Here is a 17,206-nt window from a genome sequence, read left to right on the forward strand (position 1 = left end):
TCGGATCGCTTGCGGCGACACAAGCCGTCCTGGACACGGTTTTATACGACACGGAGACGAGCAACGACCAAGCCAGCAGTCGGCGGAAGACAGAACACAGGATTGGATCTGAATGAATACACCGAACGAAGAGATCGAGTCAGGGCTTCGCACCATCACTCAAGCCGACATCCACACCACCAAGCCCGGGAAACGCTACCTTGGATCTCGAATCGTCCAACATCAATGCGTCGATTCTAGGCTTCGGTCGCAGGAAGGGAACGCGAAAATACAAAGAATGCGAACAACGTCACATCTCGTCAAAGCTCATGATGGCTCGCATCGGGCAGGATGATATTGAGTTCCAACACCTCATGCGACTCTTCCTGCTCATAGTTCACGGTGACGGCATCCATATCGACATCGACGTATTTTCGAATGACGGCCAGGATTTCCCGTTGCAGTTGAGGCAGATAGGAGGGACGACTGCGCGCGGCACGATCATGCGCCACCAGGATCTGCAGCCGCTCCTTGGCGACATTCGCGGAGCCTTTCGGCTGAGTGGAGCGGAAGTAGTCGAGCAAGCCCATGGGTTACCCTCTGAATAAGCGGCTCAGGAAGCCTTTCTTCTCCGTATGAAGGAACCGGTGCGGCACCTCCTCCCCAAGATAGCGCGCCACCATGTCGCCATAGGCCTGCCCGGCGTCGCTTTCGCGGTCCAGAATCACGGGGCTGCCGGAATTTGAGGCGGTCAGCACCGCCTTGGATTCCGGAATGATACCGAGCAGATTCAAGGAGAGAATTTCCTGAACATCCTCGACACTCAGCATCTCGCCACTTTCGACCCGAGCGGGGTCATAGCGGGTCAGGAGCAGGAATTCGCGGATGGGGTCGTCGTTGGTCTCGGCGCGCCGTGACTTGCTCGACAGGATGCCCAGCATGCGATCGGAATCGCGCACCGAGGAAACCTCCGGGTTCGTCACCACCACGGCATCATCGGCAAAATACATGGCCATGGTGGCGCCATGTTCGATGCCGGCCGGCGAATCGCAGACGATGAAATCGTAGACCTGGGACAACTCCTCCAGGATCCGGCCCACCCCTTCCTTCGTCAGCGCGTCCTTATCCCGCGTCTGGGAGGCCGGCAGGACATAGAGATGATCGCAACGTTTGTCGCGGATCAATGCCTGGTTGAGATTGGCCTCCTGATTGATGACATTGACGAAGTCATAGACGACGCGCCGCTCGCACCCCATGATCAGATCCAGGTTGCGCAGGCCGACATCGAAGTCGATGACCACCGTTCGTTTGCCCCGTTGAGCCAGCCCCATCGCCAGAGCGGCGGCGGTGGTTGTCTTGCCGACCCCGCCCTTGCCCGAGGTGATCACGATAATTCTCGCCAAGGTCACACCCTCCTTAAAGGGATCTGTTCCGTTGCCCGGTTCTGAAGATGCCGACTGCACGTCGATGTTTGCCGCATTGCGCGCACCCTGCTTTGCGAAAATCCACGCGCGATGGGCATAGGATTAAAGTTTTTCGATACGCAGGATCTTCTGATCCAGAAAGATCTGGACCGGAAACCCGCGCATTTCCGCTGGAATATTCTCGCTGACCCGGTAATGACCGGCAATCGAAACCAACTCCGCCTGCAGATCCTGACAGAAAATGCGCGCATCGAGGTTACCGTTCATGCCGGCAAGCGCACGGCCACGCAGTGGGCCGTAAACATGGATGTTGCCATCCGCCATCAGTTCGGCCCCCGAACTCACGGCCGCGATAATGGAAAGATCGCCACCCGAGGCATAGACCCGTTGCCCCGAACGGACCGGCCGCGCCACGACCATGGAACCTGTGTTCGCCTTTCGCGTCGGCGGTTCGCCCTTCGAGACACCCGAAGACCGGGGCTGCAACTGCTGCGCCTCAAGCTCGGTTCCGGCATCGGATTCGGGCGAATTCGCATTGGCGGCGGATTTGCCGGCACGCACGTAGGAATCGCGCAGAATCGCAAGCTCCAGCGCCTCCGCCGCCGCATTTTGCTCCTGATTTCCGCCTCGCACACCGAACGGAATCATGCCATATCCGCGTAACAGCCCGACCAGCAACGGCAGACCCACCGTCCCGGCATCGGACGGAAAATCGCTTAAATCGATCACGACCGGGGTGTTGTGGAAAAAATCGGGCGCCTGTTCGACCTTGGCACCCAATCGGATCGCCACCGCATCGATATCGCTATCGATCAGCCGAATGATGGGCAGCGTGAAACTTGCCGCCTTCAGTTCAAAGCCTTTTGAAGCGTCTGCCACCTTGTTCGGAGAATTCACTGCCATGATGTTGGACTCGGGCGTCGGACGCCCCTGACCCCGCGCTGTCTTGATTCGACTATCGCCATCCGATGCCTCATGCAAGCGAGTCTGCCTCATACCCTATAATGCTAACCGCTGTCCGCTTGGCATCCTAGCGTAAGACGTTCGACGTGTGTCTCGAATGACGCGCGGCTTATCCAGGCGGCCACTGCAACGGACGCCCTCCCAGGACATGCAGGTGCAGATGATACACGGTCTGACCGGCGCCCGCGTTGCAATTGACGACGGTTCGATAACCGCTCTCGGCGATTCCCTCCCGCGCCGCCATCTTGGCCGCGACGAGAAACAAATGACCGATCAACGCCGCATCCTCGGGTTGCACATCGTTGAGGGTCGGAATCGGTTTGCGCGGGATCACCAGAAGATGCACGGGCGCCTGCGGGTTGATATCCCGAAAGGCGACCACCTCATCGTCTTCATACAGAAGATCGACAGGGATCTCACCGGAAGCGATCTTGCCGAACAGCGTCTCGGACATGAATCTTGCCCTCATTCCCTGTTCGCCGGCTTGAGGCCGGTCACCAGGGGAGTCATGAATGGATTGAAACGTCGCGCGCCACACTAACGCCCATCAAACCGCCTTTATCCTGTTATTGACGCGCGTCGACACAGGGCTTTAAAGGTCACGGCGTCCGGCAAAGGCCAGCGCCAGCGTCCCCCCGTCGACATGCTCCAGTTCGCCGCCCAGCGGTACCCCATGGGCGATACGGGTGATCTTCACCCCATGGCGGGCGGCGAAATCGGCAATGAACTGCGCCGTCGCACTGCCCTCCACGGTCGGACTGATGGCCAGGATCACCTCCATGATCGATTCGTCTCGTAAACGGCCTTCCAGTACATCGAGCCCCAGTTCATCGGGGCCGATTCCATCGAGCGGCGAGAGCCGCCCCCCGAGCACGAAATAGAGACCGCGAAAATCGGTCGCCTGATCGATGGCGACGATCTCGGAGGGCTGCTCGACCACGCAGAGCAGGCTCGCATCGCGTTTGGGATTGGCGCAGATCCCGCACAGATCATGTTCGCTCAGGGTTCGGCAGCGCCGACAGCTCTGGACCCGGGCCATGGCGTCCGCCATGACGCGCGCCAGACGGGCACCGCCCTCCCGATCGCGCTCCAGCAGATGGAAGGCCATCCGCTGCGCCGATTTCGGCCCAACGCCCGGCAGACAGCGCAGGGCATCGATCAACTGATTCAGCAAGGAGCGCTCGGCCATGACGGAGATCGATCGCTTAGAAAGGGAGCTTCATGCCCGGCGGCAGCGGCATCCCGGCGGTCAGCTCGGCCATGTTTTCCTTGACCTTCTCGGCGATGCGCTGAGTCGCCGCGTTGACCGCCGCCGTGATCAGGTCTTCCAGCATCTCCTTGTCGTCGCCCATGAGCGAGGGATCGATCTCGACCCGTTTGACCTGATGCTGGCCGGTCATGGTGATCTTGACCATGCCGCCGCCGGCCTCGCCAATGACCTCTTCCTGCGCCAGTCGCACCTGTGCCTGTTGCATTTCTTCCTGCATCTTCTGCGCCTGCTTGAGCAAGCCACCGAGTCCAGCCTTCATAACGATCGACCTCATGGTGAAAAATTGGAGCACTCGTGCCCTTACGCCAGGCCCGCGCCTGGGCGCGGGCAGAGAGAGAACAAATTTAGCGATGCGTTGGCCGCGAAGGAATCGCGTCAATCCGCTGGCGTGATACTCCCCGGCACCCACTCCGCGGCGAGACGCTCGCGCAACTGCTCGGCCACCGGATCCGACCGCATGCTGTCCACCGCGGCGCGCTGACGCTCGTCGGCCTCGCGCGCCCGACGCTGCGCCAGGGTCTCCTGGCGGGGATGCGCAACCTGGATGTCGAGTTTGACCGCCGTGCCCAACGCCTGCTCCAGGGCCTCGCGCAGTCGCGTCTCGGCGCTTGCGACCCGCAGATTCTCGGCGGCCGGATCCAGTGTCAGGGCCAACCGCCCCTGCGTCCATTCCAAAAATCCGCAATGATGCGCGAGTTGGCTGGGAATCCCCTTGAGCGGGAGTCGCGCCACCAACTGCTGCCAGTCGGCCGCGGATTCGAGCGTCACCGTCTCCGTGCGCGACGCGGCATGTACCGCGACCGGACCGGCCGGCAAGGCGCCCGCCGGCGATGGATTCGGGACAGACGACACCGAAGCCCGCGTGCTGACGGGCGGCAACTCTGGCTCGACAGGCCGGGGCCCACTGCCCGGAGCGGCGCGATCTCCCGCCGCCGGTCGCGGCGACCGAGCGGATTCGCCCAACCCCGCCGCCGGACGAAAGGCCAGCGCGCGCAACAAGACCATCTCGAACCCGGCGCGCGGATCCGGCGCCAACGGTAGATCCCGCTGTCCGGTCAGCGCCACCTGATAATAAAGTTGGACATCCTCGGCGGGGAGCGCGGCGGCCAGCGCGGCCAATCGCGCCTGATCCGGATCGTCCGCCGCCAGGATTCCCGGCACCTGTTGAATCAGCGCGATCCGATGCAGCAGGGTGATCGTTTCACGCAGCAATTCCCCGAAGTCCGGCGTCAGCGCCGCGGCCCGTTCGATCTCGGCGAGCACGCGCGCCCCGTCCGCCGCCGCCAGCGCATCCAGCAGATCGAGCACCAGGTCGCCGCTGACGGTCCCGAGCATGGCCCGCACCTCGTCCTCGACGACCCGTCCGCCGCCGAAGGCGATCGCCTGATCGAGCAGACTCAAACCGTCGCGCATACTGCCATCGGCGGCACGGGCAAGCAATGGCAGCGCAGTCGACTCGAATTCGAGGCCCTCGGTGCTTAGAACATGACGCAGACGCTCCGCGATCTCGCCCGGCAGGAGACGACGCAGATTGAATTGCAAACAGCGCGAGAGCACCGTGACCGGCACCTTTTGCGGGTCCGTGGTGGCGAGCAGAAATTTCACATGCGGCGGCGGCTCCTCCAGCGTTTTCAACAGCGCGTTAAAACTGTGGGAGGAAAACATGTGCACCTCGTCGATGAGATACACCTTGAAACGCGCCCGCGCCGGGGCATAGGGAACGTTATCGAGCAACTCGCGGGTCTGATCGACCTTGGTGCGGGAGGCCGCGTCCACTTCCAGCAGATCCACGAACCGGCCGCTATCGATCTCCCGGCAGGCCGAGCAAACGCCGCAGGGCCGCGAACCGATGCCTTCCTCGCAATTCAGCGCCTTGGACAGGATCCGCGCCAGCGTGGTCTTGCCGACACCTCGTGTCCCGGTGAACAGATAGGCGTGATGGAGTTGGTCGCGGTCGAGCGCATTGGACAGCGCGCGCACGACATGCTGCTGTCCGACCATATCGTCGAACGATTTGGGACGCCATTTGCGGGCGAGCACCTGGTAGGACATGCGCGACTTGAATTGGCCGGATTGGTGGTAAGCGAACGCTTGGGATGGACGCCAGTGTAACAGATGACGTTCTGTCCGGATGACTTGCCGAACCCACCCCGGAACTCTGCACGGAGATTCAGGATCGCGGTGAGGGCGGCGGCCCACGCCAGCCACACCCCGGCACACGCTTCAACCGCTGCGGCTGCTCCCTTCCGGGCCTGACCGGGTTCACGGTCTCGCGTTGCGAGGGGACCGACGCAGGCCACCATAACGCGATGTCTCGGGCAAGCCCGAATGCGAGCGGCGCAGAGTAACAAAGACCGTCAGGTAAGACAAATGCCTTTCAACGGCTGCGGATCAGGGTACCGACGCCGGTATCCGTGAAGAGATCCAGCATCACCGCATGTTCCACCCGTCCGTCGATGATATGGGCCGTCTTGACGCCGGACTGGACCGCGTCGAGCGCGCACTGAATCTTCGGCAGCATGCCGCCGTGGATCACGCCCTCCGCGATCAGCGTTTTGACGCGCCCGACATCCAGATCCTGGATGAGCGTGCCGTCGGCGTCGAGCAGCCCGGCGATATTGGTCAGCAACAGGAGCTTTTCGGCCTTCAGCACCTGGGCGATCTTACCCGCGACCAGATCGGCGTTGATGTTATAGGAACGCCCGTCCGCGCCCACCCCGATCGGCGCGATGACCGGGATGAAGTTGCCGTTGACCAGCATGTTCAGGATGCTCGGGTCGATACTCTCGACCTCGCCGACATGCCCGATATCGATGATCTCGGGTTCCTTCAGCTCAGGGGCGTCTCGCTTCAGGAACATCTTGCGGGCACGGATCAGATCGCCATCCTTCCCGGTCAGGCCGACGGCGGAACCGCCATGCCGGTTGAGGAAATAGACGATCTCCTTATTGACCAGTCCGCCCAGGACCATCTCGACCACATCCATGGTTTCGGCATCCGTCACCCGCATGCCCTGCACGAACTCGCTCGTCTTGCCGAGACGCTTGAGCAGCGAGCCGATCTGCGGCCCGCCGCCATGCACGATCACCGGGTTGATCCCGACCATCTTCATCAGCACCACATCGCGAGCGAAGCCCTCCTTGAGAACATCGTCCACCATGGCGTTGCCGCCATACTTGATCACCATGGTCTTGCCGCGAAAGCGCCGGATATAGGGCAGCGCCTCGATCAGGACATGGGCAATGGTTTGGGCGTGATCGTGGGGAAGTGTCATCGGTTCTCGTTCCTGCTAAAGCGGGCTAATTACACCATTGCTGTTCACACGGCTCACCGTCATGGTTGCCGTCCATCCGCGTATCGGGACAGTGCCGAAGAAAATACTCCGCTTCCGCACAGGACGTCATCTGAGAACAATGGGTGCGGCCATCGCACTGAAATGTCTGAGCAGACACGGCGGGTTCGGGATTCCGGTCCACGATCTCATCGACAAACTCCGGCATGGCCAGGGTCGCGGAACCGTTCGGCCAGAACGACGAGTAGGCAGAGACGCCGATGGCGCCGATGACCAGCAACCCCAACACCCTGGAAAGTGGATTGCGGCGCGGCTTGGAAGCGGTCGTGCGACGGATCGACCGTGGAGTGATCTGACGGCTTGGGTACAGCACACGCACAGCACGCTTTTTGCTGTCGTCACCCAATTCCACCTCGAAGGAGACTGGCTCACTGATGGATGGACGTGAGCCGTCTTTTGGAAAAGCGGAAATATGAACGAAGATTTCATCATCCCCTTGCGCTGGAGTAATGAACCCAAATCCTCGATCATCATTCCACTTGGTCAGCGTGCCGTGAACTCGCATGGTTATCGCTCCTGATTCAAAATGCCACGCCTTAAACCGCCTCTCACCGCGTCCCGGTATGCCCAAACCCCCCGCTACCGCGCGACGACGCCTGAAACTCGTCGACCAGCACCAAGTCGGCGCGCAGCACGGGAACCAGCACCAATTGGGCAATCCGTTCGCCGATCTCGATCCGAAATGGCGTGTCGCTCCGGTTCCAGCAGGACACCAGCAGCGGCCCCTGATAATCGGAGTCGATCAGACCCACCAGATTGCCGAGCACGATGCCATGCCGGTGTCCAAGCCCTGAGCGGGGCAGAATCATACCCGCGACACCCGGTTCGGCGATATGCACCGCCATGCCGGTCGGCAGGAGTTCGCAGCCCCCCGGCGGCAGATCCAGCGGCGTCTCCAGCATCGCCCGCAGGTCGAGCCCGGCCGAGCCCTCGGTCGCGTAGTGCGGCAGCGGAAACTCGCGGCCCAGCCGCGGATCGAGAATTTTGACCTCAAGTCGATGCAACATGGCGCTCCAGATAACGTTCGGCGATCAGCGCGGCCAGTTCCCGCGCGAGCCGGGTCTTGGGCATCATCGGCAGGTCGCGGCGACCGCCGTCCCAGAACACCGTCAGAGCGTTCTCGTCGCGCTCGAATCCGCCCCGCTCGCCGCCGACCCGATTGGCCGCGATCATGTCCAGCCCCTTGGCCGTCCGCTTGGCGAGCGCATGCCGCTCGACCTCGTCGGTCTCGGCCGCGAAGCCAACCGTGAAGGGCGGCGGCGTCAGGGCCGCGACCTCGGCGAGGATATCGGGATTGCGCACCAGACGCAGCGTCAACTCCTCGGCATCCTTCTTGATCTTCCGTGCGGCCGGCTCGGCGGGCCGATAATCCGCGACCGCGGCGGTCGCCACGAAGAGATCGCAGGACGCCACCTGTTCCATGACCGCCGCCCGCATCTCCAGCGCCGTTTCGACCTGGATCGACTCGGCGACCTTTGGCACGGGCAGCGCGGTCGGTCCGCTGACCAGCACGACCTGGGCGCCCAGATGGCCCAATGCCGACGCCAACGCATAACCCATGCGACCCGAACTGCGATTGCCCAGATAGCGCACCGGATCGAGCAACTCGCGGGTCGGCCCGGCGGTCAGCAGCACGCGCGTCCCCGTCAGCAGGCGTTCGGCCAGTGGACGCATCGCCTCGGCAATCTCCAGGGGCTCCAGCATGCGCCCCAGCCCCACATCGCCGCACGCCTGGTCGCCCTCGGCCGGCCCCAGGATGCGCGCCCCGCGCGCGCGCAGAACCTCCAGATTCTCCTGCGTCGCCGGATGACGCCACATGTGCTGATTCATGGCCGGGGCCAGACACAGCTGTGCCTCGGTCGCCAGTGCCAGGGTCGTCAAGAGATCGTCGGCGATGCCGGCGGCCAGACGCGCCATGAGGTCGGCGGTGGCGGGCGCGATCAGCAGCCAGTCCGCCCAACGCGCCAGTTCGATATGGCTCATGCCCGCCTCGGCGGCAGGGTCGAGCAGCGTGGTGCGGACCGGATAGCCGGAGACGGCCTGAAACGTCAGCGGCGTGACGAGGGCGGTCGCCGCGTGCGTCATGACCACACGGACATCGAAACCGCGCTCCTTCAGGCGGCGCACGAGATCCACGGACTTGTAGGCGGAGATCCCGCCGCCGATTCCGAGGAGCAACCGCGAATCCTGGTGTTGATCCATTGGCGTTTCGTGTATTCTCGGCTAAAATGAAAGGCGCAAGTGTAGCCGAAGGAGGATGCATGGCAATCAAGGACTGGCCGGAAGACGAGCGGCCACGGGAAAAACTCCTGGAACGGGGTGCCGCCGCACTCTCCGACGCCGAACTGCTGGCCATCTTTCTGCGCACCGGGATTCCTGGCAAGAGCGCGGTGGATCTGGCCCGCGATCTACTGAAGGAGTTCAGCGGTCTCGCCGGGCTGCTGGCCGCCGATCGACGGCGTTTCTGCGAGGGGAAAGGACTCGGCGCGGCCAAGTTCGCCCAGTTGCAGGCCGTGCTCGAACTCAGCCGCCGGTATCTCATGACGCGCATCAACGGCCAGGACGTACTGACCAGCCCGGAGGCCACCCGCGACTATCTGAAGATGCGACTCTATGGCTCGCCGCACGAGATTTTCGCCTGTCTCTTTCTCGACAACCGGCATCGCGTCATCTGTTTCGAGGAGCTGTTTCGCGGGACTATCGACGGCGCGAGCGTGCATCCGCGCGAGGTTCTGCGGCGGGTGCTGGAGACCAACGCCGCCGCCGTCATCTTCGCGCACAATCATCCCTCCGGCGTCGCCGAGCCCAGCCAGGCGGATCTGCGCATCACGCAACGGCTCAAAACGATGCTCGAACTGATCGATGTACGGGTGCTCGATCACGTCATCATCGGCGATGGGGACGGGGTGTCGTTCGCCGAGCGGGGTTTGTTGTGATGTCCGCGCCTCTCGCTCTGCTGACGACGCCTTCAACGGATGCGATCCGGGGATCGTTGTTCCAAAGATTGCCTAACGCCGTCGCGTGCTTCCGCCCGTTAACGACCCCATGATCCCGCGTACCAATTGACGCCCGATCTGGCTACCCAGCGAGCGCATGGCGCTGGTGGCGAAGGCTTCAATGGGGGTCTGACGGTTGCTGGTTCGCCCGGCCGCTGGATTCCTGGCGCCGCGACCGCCACCGAAAACACCGGCAAGGTCCGCTTCGGCCGCGGCCGCTTGCGCCCGCTGTTCCAGAATCTCGTAGGCCGAGACGCGATCGATCGGGATGTCATAAATCCCCTTGACCAGCGATCGCTCCAGGATGGCGCTGCGCTGCGCCGCGTCGATGGGGCCAAGTTGGCTGCCGGGGGGCGCGATCGCGACCCGCTGGACGATGCCGGGGATACCCTCGGCATCCAGGGTGGAGACCAGCGCCTCGCCGACCCCAAGCTCGGTAATGACGGTCTCGGTGTCGAGCGCCGGATTCTGCCGGAAGGTCTGGGCCGCCACCCGCACCGCCTTCTGATCCTTGGGCGTATAGGCGCGTAGCGCGTGCTGCACCCGATTGCCGAGCTGCCCGAGCACCGACTCGGGCACGTCGAGCGGATTTTGGGTGACGAAATAGACGCCGACGCCCTTGGAACGGATCAGCCGCACGACCTTCTCGATATTGTCCAGCAGCACCTTGGGCGCGTCGTCGAACATCAGATGCGCCTCGTCGAAAAAGAGCACCATCTTCGGCTTTTCCCGGTCGCCGATCTCGGGCAGTTCCTCGAAGAGTTCGGACAGCAGCCAGAGCAGGAAGGTGGAATAGAGCGCGGGCGCATGAATCAGCTTGTCGGCGGCGAGCACGTTGATATAACCGTGGCCGTGCTCGTCGGTCTGCATCATGTCCTGGAGCGCGAGCGCCGGCTCGCCGAACAGGATGTCGCCGCCCTGCTGTTCCAGCGCCAGCAGGCGCCGCAGGATGGCCCCGACGCTGGCGCTGGAGACATTGCCATAACGGGTCTGAAGGTCCGCCGCGTGCTCAGAGACATGGCCGAGAAGCGCCCGCAGATCCTTCATGTCGAGCAGCAGCCAGCCGTTCTCGTCGGCGACCTGGAAGACGATGTTGATGACGCCCTCCTGAACCTCGTTGAGATTGAGCAGCCGCGCCAGCAGCATGGGGCCAAGCTCGGTGAGCGTGGTGCGCACCGGATGGCCCTGTTCGCCATGGATATCCCAGAACATCACCGGGTTGGCGGCGTAGACGAAGCCGTCTTCGCGTTCCAGATTCATGTCGGCGACCCGTTCCGCCACCCGCCGATTGTCGCCGCCGATCTGGGCGATGCCCGCCAGATCGCCCTTGATGTCGGCCAGAAACACCGGTACGCCGATCCGGCTGAACTGCTCGGCGAGCCGTTGCAGCGTGACCGTCTTGCCGGTTCCGGTGGCGCCGGCCACCAGTCCGTGACGGTTGGCCATGCGCGCGAGGATGGAGACGGACGCGTCGCCGTGCTTGCCGAGGAGGATGGACGATGTCATGAAATGCGCTCCGTGTAATTTTGGCGATGCGGACGTGTCGGCGAGTATACCCATTGCATTCGGAGCGCCCATACCAAATCATGGATGTCGAGAAAAACCCATTTGGACCCGGACATGATCAAGATGTACAACCCCCTTCGCCAATTCGCCACCCTGCTTGGCGCGGCGTTTCTGTTGATCGGCTGTTCGCAGGCGGCCGGGCCGACGCTGACGGCGCCGGAGGCGCTCGAAAAAGCCCAGGCCGCAGAACTGACGCTCATCGATATCCGCACCCCGATGGAATGGCGCCAGACCGGCGTTGCACCGCTCGCCCTGCGCATCGACATGCAGGATCCGAAGGGGCCAGAAGGCTTCGCGGACAAGGTGCTGGCAGCGGTGCGGGGCGATAAATCGGCCCCGATCGCCATCATCTGCCGCACCGGCAATCGCACCGGTTACATGCAGCGTGAACTGATGGCTCGCGGGTTTTCCAACGTTTATAACATCTCGGAAGGCATGGCCGGCAGCACGGCCGGTCCTGGCTGGATTCGGCGCGGTCTACCGATCGAATCCTGCAGGAACTGCTGACGACGGAGCGAGCGCCGGCATGCCGCGTCGCCGGATCCGCCAGACACCGATCACCCTGGAAAGAGCCGTCGAACCACAACCAACGCGCGGCGAATGAATTCGCCCCGACAGGTCAGCGCGCATTCCACACAAAGTAGAATTGATGACACGCCCTAGGATCACCGACCACTCTCAACCTCAGGAGGTTACATGTCCAACCCTTCAGCCTATCTCGCCAGTGTCCTGCTCGCCGCCACCGCCACGCCAGCACTGGCGGAAAACCCCAGGGTCGCGCTCGACGTGACCATCGGCGGCCAGCCCGCCGGGACTATCACGATTGAACTCTTCGCCGATGTCACGCCCAAGACGGCGGACAATTTCCGGGCGCTCTGCACCGGCGAGAAAGGCAAGGGCAAGAGCGGTAAGGATCTGAGCTACGCCGGCAGTCCCTTTCATCGCATCATCCCGGAATTCATGATCCAGGGCGGCGACTTCACCAACGGCAACGGGACCGGCGGCGAATCCATCTATGGCGAAAAATTCCCGGACGAAAACTTCCAGCTCAAGCACACCGAGGCGGGCACGCTCTCGATGGCGAACGCCGGACCGAACACCAATGGCTCGCAGTTCTTCATCACGGTCGCGCCGACGCCCTGGCTGGACGGCAAGCATGTCGTCTTCGGCAAGGTGGTCGACGGGATGGATGTGGTGCGGGCGATGGAGGCCCAGGGCTCGCGCTCCGGCCAGCCCAAAACGGAGGTGACCCTGGAGGCTTGCCGCCAACTCTGATCGAGCGGAGGCATGGATGGATCGCGCGCTGGAATCGGTTGAGATCGCGCGCGCGGGGGTTGACAAACCGGGCACTGCATAAGAAACTGATGATGTACTGAAGCTTCGCGTTTCAGTGCATTCCTCCATCCTCCTTTGGTGGTAATTTTTAAGCGCGACATCTGTCGCGCTTTTTTTATGGGGCTTCGCGCACCCCGTGTCGCCACGGACAGGGTTAGTGCAGTGTGCTCGGCGGATCGCCTTCCCCGTCTTTTCCTGGCAGCAAATCGGCAAACCGTCCGCGCACGTCGGTGAAATGCTGGAAATTGGGCGGGGTAAAGGTCCGGCGTTTTTTGGAGACGCCTTTGGGCTTGATGTTGCACTGCGCCACCCAGAGTCCGTGGCGCGTTTCCAGGGTGAAGGTGACACTGTCCACCGCATAAGGCGAGGCGCCGATCGAGCCATAGCGCTCCAGGATGGTCTCGAACTGGCGCGCCTTATCCGGCGGCAAGGTCCAGGCTTCCATCAGGACGAAGACGAAGTCCGCCTCATGGAGTTCGGCAATTTGCCGGATCGCCGCGACGGACAGATCTTTTTCCTCCTCGCTGCTGGTCTGCAACACGACCGGCGTGGTTTGGCCCGTGGTCAGATTGCCGACGAAGGCAATGGGCGCCAGCGACTCGCCCTGTTCGAGCAGGCCGCGGGCCACCTCGATCAGCGGGTCGATGATATCGCGATAGGCCGAGGGCATGACGCTCATGCGGAATCCTCTTTCTGTTCAGATCGCTGAAATCGGGTTCACCGCTTGCGGGTGGTGAACTCCTTGAGCCGCTGCCGCTGCTTGACCTGGCGCGGGGTGAGCTGATTGCGCCGGCCCTGGAAGGGATTGTTGCCGGTCTTGAACTCCAGCCGCAGCGGGGTGCCGAGCAGCTTGAGTTCCTTGCGGAAACGATTGATCAGATAACGCCGGTAGGTCTCGGGAACCGCCTCGGTCTGATTGCCGTGGATGACGATGATCGGCGGATTGCGTCCGCCCTGATGGGCGTAGCGCAGCTTGATCCGACGCCCGTGCACGATCGGCGGCTGATGCTCCTGCACCGCCGCTTCCAGTAGGCGTGTCAGCACCGGCGTCCCGAGATCGCGGGTGGCGTTGGCGTAGGCATGCTCCACTTCGTCGAGCAGAAGCCCGACGCCGCTGCCGTGCAGCGCCGAGATCAGATGCAGTTTGGCGAAATCCAGAAAGGCGAGCTTGCGTTGAAACTGACTTTTGACCTGCTCGCGCTGGTCGGTGTCCAGTCCGTCCCATTTGTTGATGGCGACCACCAGCGCCCGGCCGCTTTCGATGATGTGACCGGCGAGCGTGGCGTCCTGTTCGCCGATGCCCTGATGGGCATCGATCACGAGAATGATGACGTTCGCCGCCGCGATCGCCTGGAGCGTCTTGATGACGCTGAATTTCTCGATCGCCTCATGGACCCGTGCCCGGCGGCGCAGTCCGGCGGTGTCGATCAGGGTGTAATGGCGGCCCAGCCGTTCAAAGGGGATGAAGATGCTGTCGCGGGTGGTGCCTGGTAAGTCAAAGGTGACCAGACGTTCCTCGCCAAGCAAGCGGTTGATGAGGGTCGATTTGCCGGCATTCGGACGGCCGACGACCGCGACCCGAATACCTTCCTGAGTGTCTTCGCCATCGATCGAGCCCTCCGCCTCGGGCAGTTGCTCGAAGACCCGATCGATCAGCTCGCGGACACCATTGCCCTGAGTGGACGAAACGGGCCATGGGTCGCCAAGCCCGAGCCGATGAAAATCGGCGGTGGCGAAGGTGGGATCGGTGGAATCGCTTTTGTTGACGACCAGCGTGATGGGCTTTCCCAGCCGGCGCAAACGCTGGCTGATCTCGATGTCTTCGGGGGAACAGCCGTCGCGCGCGTCCACCATGAACAGCAGGTGATCGGCCTCGTCGATGGCGCGCAGCACCTGGCGTTCCATCAGCGCCTCGACGCCCTCGGGCGCGGTGCCGATACCGCCAGTGTCGACGATCACATAGGGTTTCGGCCCGATCTGACCGACCCCATACTGCCGATCCCGGGTCAGTCCCGGAAAATCGGCGACCAGTGCGTCACGGGTGCGGGTGAGCCGATTGAACAGGGTCGACTTGCCCACGTTGGGACGGCCGATCAGGGTGATGACGGGAAGCATGGGCGTTGGGCTCGATGGCGAATGACGGATGGAGATTGAAGAGGAAGGAACCGCGGCGGGTCTTCCGATCGGTGCGGGCGATGTCCGGAACACCGCCTCCGCGCGGATCGACCGCGGCTCATGGCGTTTCGGCGGAGGGTGTGGCCGACTTGTCGACGGACACGGCGGTTTGGGTTGCGTCGGCATCGCCCCCCTTGGACGCGGACGCCGCGCCGACGGTCAAGGCGGCGAGCGTGCCGTCTTTCGCATAGACGTAGAGACGTCCGCCAGACACCAGCGGGCGGGCCGCGATCCCGCCCTTTTTGCTGATCCGGGTCCGTCCAACCAGACGCCCGTCGGATTGGTTGAGCAGATGCAGATAGCCTTCCAGATCGCCGACCGCGAGCAGATTGCCGATCGGCGCCGGGGCGGTGAGTTGACGATAGAGCAGGTTTTCCTGTTTCCAGCGCCCCGCGCCGGAGTCCAGGTCGGCCGCCCAGATGCGGTCCTGCGAATCCGTGACGAAGAGCCCGGTTCCTTCGGCGGCGAGTCCGGCGTGAGCCGACAGTTCGCGACGCCAGAGGACTTCGCCGGTCGTGGCGTCGACGGCGGCCAGGTCGCCGTTATAGGAACCGACGTAAAGGGTGTTACCAATCAGGACGGGATCGGCGTCGATATCGGCGATGCGCGCGAGTTCCGAGCGACCGCTCGGACGCGACACGATGACCTCCCACAACGGAGCCCCATCCTGTGGGTCAAGTTTGACCAGTTTGCCGCCGGACAGACCGACAATGATCCCGCTCGGCGCAATGGCCGGAGTACTGCTGCCGCGCAGGGTCAGGACCGGCGCGGGATAGGCGATCCGCCACAGTTCCTTGCCGGTGGCGGCATCGAGGCCATAGAGGGTGTCGTCCAGCGTGTGAACGACGATTTTGCCGTCGCCGGTGAAACGCGGCACCGACAGGACTTCGCTGCCGAGAGGGGTACGCCATTGCTCGCGACCGTCCTGCGTGGACAGGACGAGCAATTCGCCCTGGCTGGTGCCGAGCGCCATGCGGTCGCCTTCGATATCCGGGCCGCCGCTGAACGTCAGACCAGTCTCGCGTTCCCACAGAATACGCCCCGTATCCGCCGCGATCGACACCACGCGGCCGCGCGCATCGGCGACATAAAGATGGCTGGCCGCGAGCGCGGGCACGAGATAGAGACGCCGGCCTTCGCTACCCCGCGTGGGTCGTGCCGACCAGAGCGTGTTGACCCCAACCTCCTGGACAAAGCTGGAGAGTTTGGTCGGTGGCGTCGGATCCTTATCCTTGCCAAACCAGGGGATGGATCCGCATCCCGCCAGCAACGCGGCCAAGAGAACCACCCCTAGACGCGTGAGCGTCGATCTGCATTGGAATCCCATGTACGCGTATCCGTGACGGAAGTTCGTGAATCATGAACGGTGAATCGTGATGAGCGGATAGCTGCTTGCGCGATCCACCCGGTCTATCCGCTTGCCCGACTAACCGGCGGGGAGGTTGTCTAGCTTAAGTCGAATCAGCTGCGACAGGCCGCTGCCTTTCTCGATCGCCTGCTCGTAAGCCGCACGCGCGGCCGCCGCATCGCCACGCGCGGCGGCGAGATCGCCTCGGAGAGCGGCAAACTCTCCGGCGAAGGCGGGGCTGTTATCGTGGGCGGACAGGGTCGCGTCAGCCTCGTCCAACTGACCTTCGGCAACCTGGACGCGCGCCAGCCGCAGGGCCGCGATACGGGCGATGGCCGGATCCGGCGCCTTGGCAATCGCCTCGCGCAGCGCGCGCATGGCGGCGGCGGTATCGCCCGCCTGATAGAGCGCCCTGGCCGCGACCAGCTCACTTAAACCCGCATAGGGCGTGGAGCCGAATTCGTCTTTCAGCAGCTCCGCCTGTTTGGCGACCGCCTCGGGCTGACTCATGGCGGCGTTGGAGAGCAACTGTTCGAAGGCAGAGGACGCCTGACCGGCGACATGCTGCCGATGATCGGTCCAGAAACGCCAGGCATAGATGGATCCGAGGCCGATCGCGGCGCCGGCGATCACGGACAGGCCGTTTTGCTTCCACCACTTCTTGATGGCCTCGACTTTTTCCTCGTCGGTTTCGTAACTCACTGCGTTCTCCGTCAGAAAGAATGTGCGTCGGATGGGTAGAACTTGCCCTTGCGTCGACTCCCTTCGACTTCGCTCAGGACAAGCCATTCAGCACAA

General features: G+C 63.1%; 19 protein-coding genes and 1 other RNA gene. 3 read left to right on the forward strand and 17 right to left on the reverse strand.

Annotated features, from left to right (window positions below):
• Positions 1-299: 299 nt before the first annotated feature.
• The 12 genes from minE to coaBC all read right to left on the reverse strand — a co-directional run bounded on the left by minE (position 300) and on the right by coaBC (position 9,190).
• Entirely contained in the window at positions 300-569 is a 270-nt protein-coding gene (gene minE, locus THIVI_RS13155) for a cell division topological specificity factor MinE (protein WP_014779060.1), read from the reverse strand.
• A 3-nt stretch (positions 570-572) separates the two neighbouring features.
• Positions 573-1,382 (reverse strand): septum site-determining protein MinD, encoded by an 810-nt coding sequence (minD, locus tag THIVI_RS13160; protein WP_014779061.1) that lies wholly within the window; start codon positions 1,380-1,382, stop codon positions 573-575.
• 123 nt (positions 1,383-1,505) lie between these two features.
• Positions 1,506-2,306, reverse strand: a complete 801-nt coding sequence (minC, locus tag THIVI_RS13165; RefSeq protein WP_041447588.1) for a septum site-determining protein MinC — start codon at positions 2,304-2,306, stop codon at positions 1,506-1,508.
• A gap of 169 nt (positions 2,307-2,475) precedes the next feature.
• Positions 2,476-2,820: a histidine triad nucleotide-binding protein gene (locus THIVI_RS13170; RefSeq protein ID WP_014779063.1), complete on the reverse strand. Its 345-nt coding sequence runs from the start codon at positions 2,818-2,820 to the stop codon at positions 2,476-2,478.
• 138 nt (positions 2,821-2,958) lie between these two features.
• Complete coding sequence (gene recR / locus THIVI_RS13175; RefSeq protein ID WP_014779064.1) at positions 2,959-3,555, reverse strand: recombination mediator RecR; 597 nt, start codon at positions 3,553-3,555, stop codon at positions 2,959-2,961.
• Between the two features lie 16 nt (positions 3,556-3,571).
• Positions 3,572-3,895: a YbaB/EbfC family nucleoid-associated protein gene (locus THIVI_RS13180; protein WP_014779065.1), complete on the reverse strand. Its 324-nt coding sequence runs from the start codon at positions 3,893-3,895 to the stop codon at positions 3,572-3,574.
• 116 nt (positions 3,896-4,011) lie between these two features.
• A complete protein-coding gene (gene dnaX / locus THIVI_RS13185; RefSeq protein WP_014779066.1) occupies positions 4,012-5,688 on the reverse strand; it encodes a DNA polymerase III subunit gamma/tau in 1,677 nt (558 codons plus the stop codon).
• A 143-nt stretch (positions 5,689-5,831) separates the two neighbouring features.
• An RNA gene (gene ffs, locus THIVI_RS23160) (signal recognition particle sRNA small type) lies at positions 5,832-5,928 on the reverse strand.
• A gap of 85 nt (positions 5,929-6,013) precedes the next feature.
• On the reverse strand, positions 6,014-6,910 hold the full coding sequence (gene argB, locus THIVI_RS13190) for an acetylglutamate kinase (RefSeq protein WP_014779067.1): 897 nt from the start codon (positions 6,908-6,910) through the stop codon (positions 6,014-6,016).
• Positions 6,911-6,935: 25 nt separating this feature from the next.
• Positions 6,936-7,493, reverse strand: a complete 558-nt coding sequence (locus THIVI_RS25795) for a cold shock domain-containing protein (protein WP_014779068.1) — start codon at positions 7,491-7,493, stop codon at positions 6,936-6,938.
• Between the two features lie 43 nt (positions 7,494-7,536).
• A complete protein-coding gene (dut, locus tag THIVI_RS13200; protein WP_014779069.1) occupies positions 7,537-7,995 on the reverse strand; it encodes a dUTP diphosphatase in 459 nt (152 codons plus the stop codon).
• Positions 7,979-9,190, reverse strand: a complete 1,212-nt coding sequence (coaBC, locus tag THIVI_RS13205; RefSeq protein WP_041446991.1) for a bifunctional phosphopantothenoylcysteine decarboxylase/phosphopantothenate--cysteine ligase CoaBC — start codon at positions 9,188-9,190, stop codon at positions 7,979-7,981. The genes dut and coaBC overlap by 17 nt, the downstream gene beginning before the upstream one ends.
• A gap of 59 nt (positions 9,191-9,249) precedes the next feature.
• Between coaBC and radC the strand changes: the two genes are divergently transcribed.
• The gene (gene radC, locus THIVI_RS13210; RefSeq protein WP_014779071.1) at positions 9,250-9,924 is read left to right on the forward strand and encodes a RadC family protein; all 675 of its coding nucleotides are present in this window, start codon (positions 9,250-9,252) and stop codon (positions 9,922-9,924) included.
• Between the two features lie 72 nt (positions 9,925-9,996).
• Here radC and THIVI_RS13215 read toward each other — a convergent pair whose 3' ends face one another.
• Positions 9,997-11,490 (reverse strand): helicase HerA-like domain-containing protein, encoded by a 1,494-nt coding sequence (locus tag THIVI_RS13215; protein WP_014779072.1) that lies wholly within the window; start codon positions 11,488-11,490, stop codon positions 9,997-9,999.
• Between the two features lie 123 nt (positions 11,491-11,613).
• Between THIVI_RS13215 and THIVI_RS13220 the strand changes: the two genes are divergently transcribed.
• On the forward strand, positions 11,614-12,057 hold the full coding sequence (locus THIVI_RS13220; RefSeq protein ID WP_245537272.1) for a rhodanese-like domain-containing protein: 444 nt from the start codon (positions 11,614-11,616) through the stop codon (positions 12,055-12,057).
• A 189-nt stretch (positions 12,058-12,246) separates the two neighbouring features.
• Positions 12,247-12,825, forward strand: coding sequence for a peptidylprolyl isomerase (locus THIVI_RS13225; RefSeq protein WP_014779074.1), 579 nt, complete (start codon positions 12,247-12,249; stop codon positions 12,823-12,825).
• Between the two features lie 214 nt (positions 12,826-13,039).
• Here the strand turns inward: THIVI_RS13225 and THIVI_RS13230 are convergent, their stop codons facing one another.
• The 4 genes from THIVI_RS13230 to THIVI_RS13245 all read right to left on the reverse strand — a co-directional run bounded on the left by THIVI_RS13230 (position 13,040) and on the right by THIVI_RS13245 (position 17,110).
• A complete protein-coding gene (locus THIVI_RS13230; protein WP_014779075.1) occupies positions 13,040-13,564 on the reverse strand; it encodes a hypothetical protein in 525 nt (174 codons plus the stop codon).
• A 38-nt stretch (positions 13,565-13,602) separates the two neighbouring features.
• On the reverse strand, positions 13,603-15,000 hold the full coding sequence (der, locus tag THIVI_RS13235) for a ribosome biogenesis GTPase Der (protein WP_014779076.1): 1,398 nt from the start codon (positions 14,998-15,000) through the stop codon (positions 13,603-13,605).
• 118 nt (positions 15,001-15,118) lie between these two features.
• Positions 15,119-16,387 (reverse strand): outer membrane protein assembly factor BamB, encoded by a 1,269-nt coding sequence (gene bamB, locus THIVI_RS13240; protein WP_014779077.1) that lies wholly within the window; start codon positions 16,385-16,387, stop codon positions 15,119-15,121.
• A gap of 99 nt (positions 16,388-16,486) precedes the next feature.
• Positions 16,487-17,110 (reverse strand): YfgM family protein, encoded by a 624-nt coding sequence (locus THIVI_RS13245; RefSeq protein WP_014779078.1) that lies wholly within the window; start codon positions 17,108-17,110, stop codon positions 16,487-16,489.
• Positions 17,111-17,206: the final 96 nt, after the last annotated feature.

It is taken from the genome of Thiocystis violascens DSM 198, assembly GCF_000227745.2.
Lineage (GTDB): Bacteria > Pseudomonadota > Gammaproteobacteria > Chromatiales > Chromatiaceae > Chromatium > Chromatium violascens.

What these genes read in the sequence shown, in the direction of transcription:
- dnaX (WP_014779066.1), bottom strand. Translation starts at nt 5,688, where the DNA reads ATGTCCTACCAGGTGCTCGCCCGCAAATGGCGTCCCAAATCGTTCGAC.
- THIVI_RS13170 (WP_014779063.1), bottom strand. Translation starts at nt 2,820, where the DNA reads ATGTCCGAGACGCTGTTCGGCAAGATCGCTTCCGGTGAGATCCCTGTC.
- THIVI_RS13230 (WP_014779075.1), bottom strand. Translation starts at nt 13,564, where the DNA reads ATGAGCGTCATGCCCTCGGCCTATCGCGATATCATCGACCCGCTGATC.
- minE (WP_014779060.1), bottom strand. Translation starts at nt 569, where the DNA reads ATGGGCTTGCTCGACTACTTCCGCTCCACTCAGCCGAAAGGCTCCGCG.
- THIVI_RS13225 (WP_014779074.1), top strand. Translation starts at nt 12,247, where the DNA reads ATGTCCAACCCTTCAGCCTATCTCGCCAGTGTCCTGCTCGCCGCCACC.
- THIVI_RS13180 (WP_014779065.1), bottom strand. Translation starts at nt 3,895, where the DNA reads ATGAAGGCTGGACTCGGTGGCTTGCTCAAGCAGGCGCAGAAGATGCAG.
- bamB (WP_014779077.1), bottom strand. Translation starts at nt 16,387, where the DNA reads ATGGGATTCCAATGCAGATCGACGCTCACGCGTCTAGGGGTGGTTCTC.
- recR (WP_014779064.1), bottom strand. Translation starts at nt 3,555, where the DNA reads ATGGCCGAGCGCTCCTTGCTGAATCAGTTGATCGATGCCCTGCGCTGT.
- coaBC (WP_041446991.1), bottom strand. Translation starts at nt 9,190, where the DNA reads ATGGATCAACACCAGGATTCGCGGTTGCTCCTCGGAATCGGCGGCGGG.
- minC (WP_041447588.1), bottom strand. Translation starts at nt 2,306, where the DNA reads ATGGCAGTGAATTCTCCGAACAAGGTGGCAGACGCTTCAAAAGGCTTT.
- der (WP_014779076.1), bottom strand. Translation starts at nt 15,000, where the DNA reads ATGCTTCCCGTCATCACCCTGATCGGCCGTCCCAACGTGGGCAAGTCG.
- THIVI_RS13215 (WP_014779072.1), bottom strand. Translation starts at nt 11,490, where the DNA reads ATGACATCGTCCATCCTCCTCGGCAAGCACGGCGACGCGTCCGTCTCC.
- dut (WP_014779069.1), bottom strand. Translation starts at nt 7,995, where the DNA reads ATGTTGCATCGACTTGAGGTCAAAATTCTCGATCCGCGGCTGGGCCGC.
- argB (WP_014779067.1), bottom strand. Translation starts at nt 6,910, where the DNA reads ATGACACTTCCCCACGATCACGCCCAAACCATTGCCCATGTCCTGATC.
- THIVI_RS25795 (WP_014779068.1), bottom strand. Translation starts at nt 7,493, where the DNA reads ATGCGAGTTCACGGCACGCTGACCAAGTGGAATGATGATCGAGGATTT.
- THIVI_RS13220 (WP_245537272.1), top strand. Translation starts at nt 11,614, where the DNA reads ATGTACAACCCCCTTCGCCAATTCGCCACCCTGCTTGGCGCGGCGTTT.
- radC (WP_014779071.1), top strand. Translation starts at nt 9,250, where the DNA reads ATGGCAATCAAGGACTGGCCGGAAGACGAGCGGCCACGGGAAAAACTC.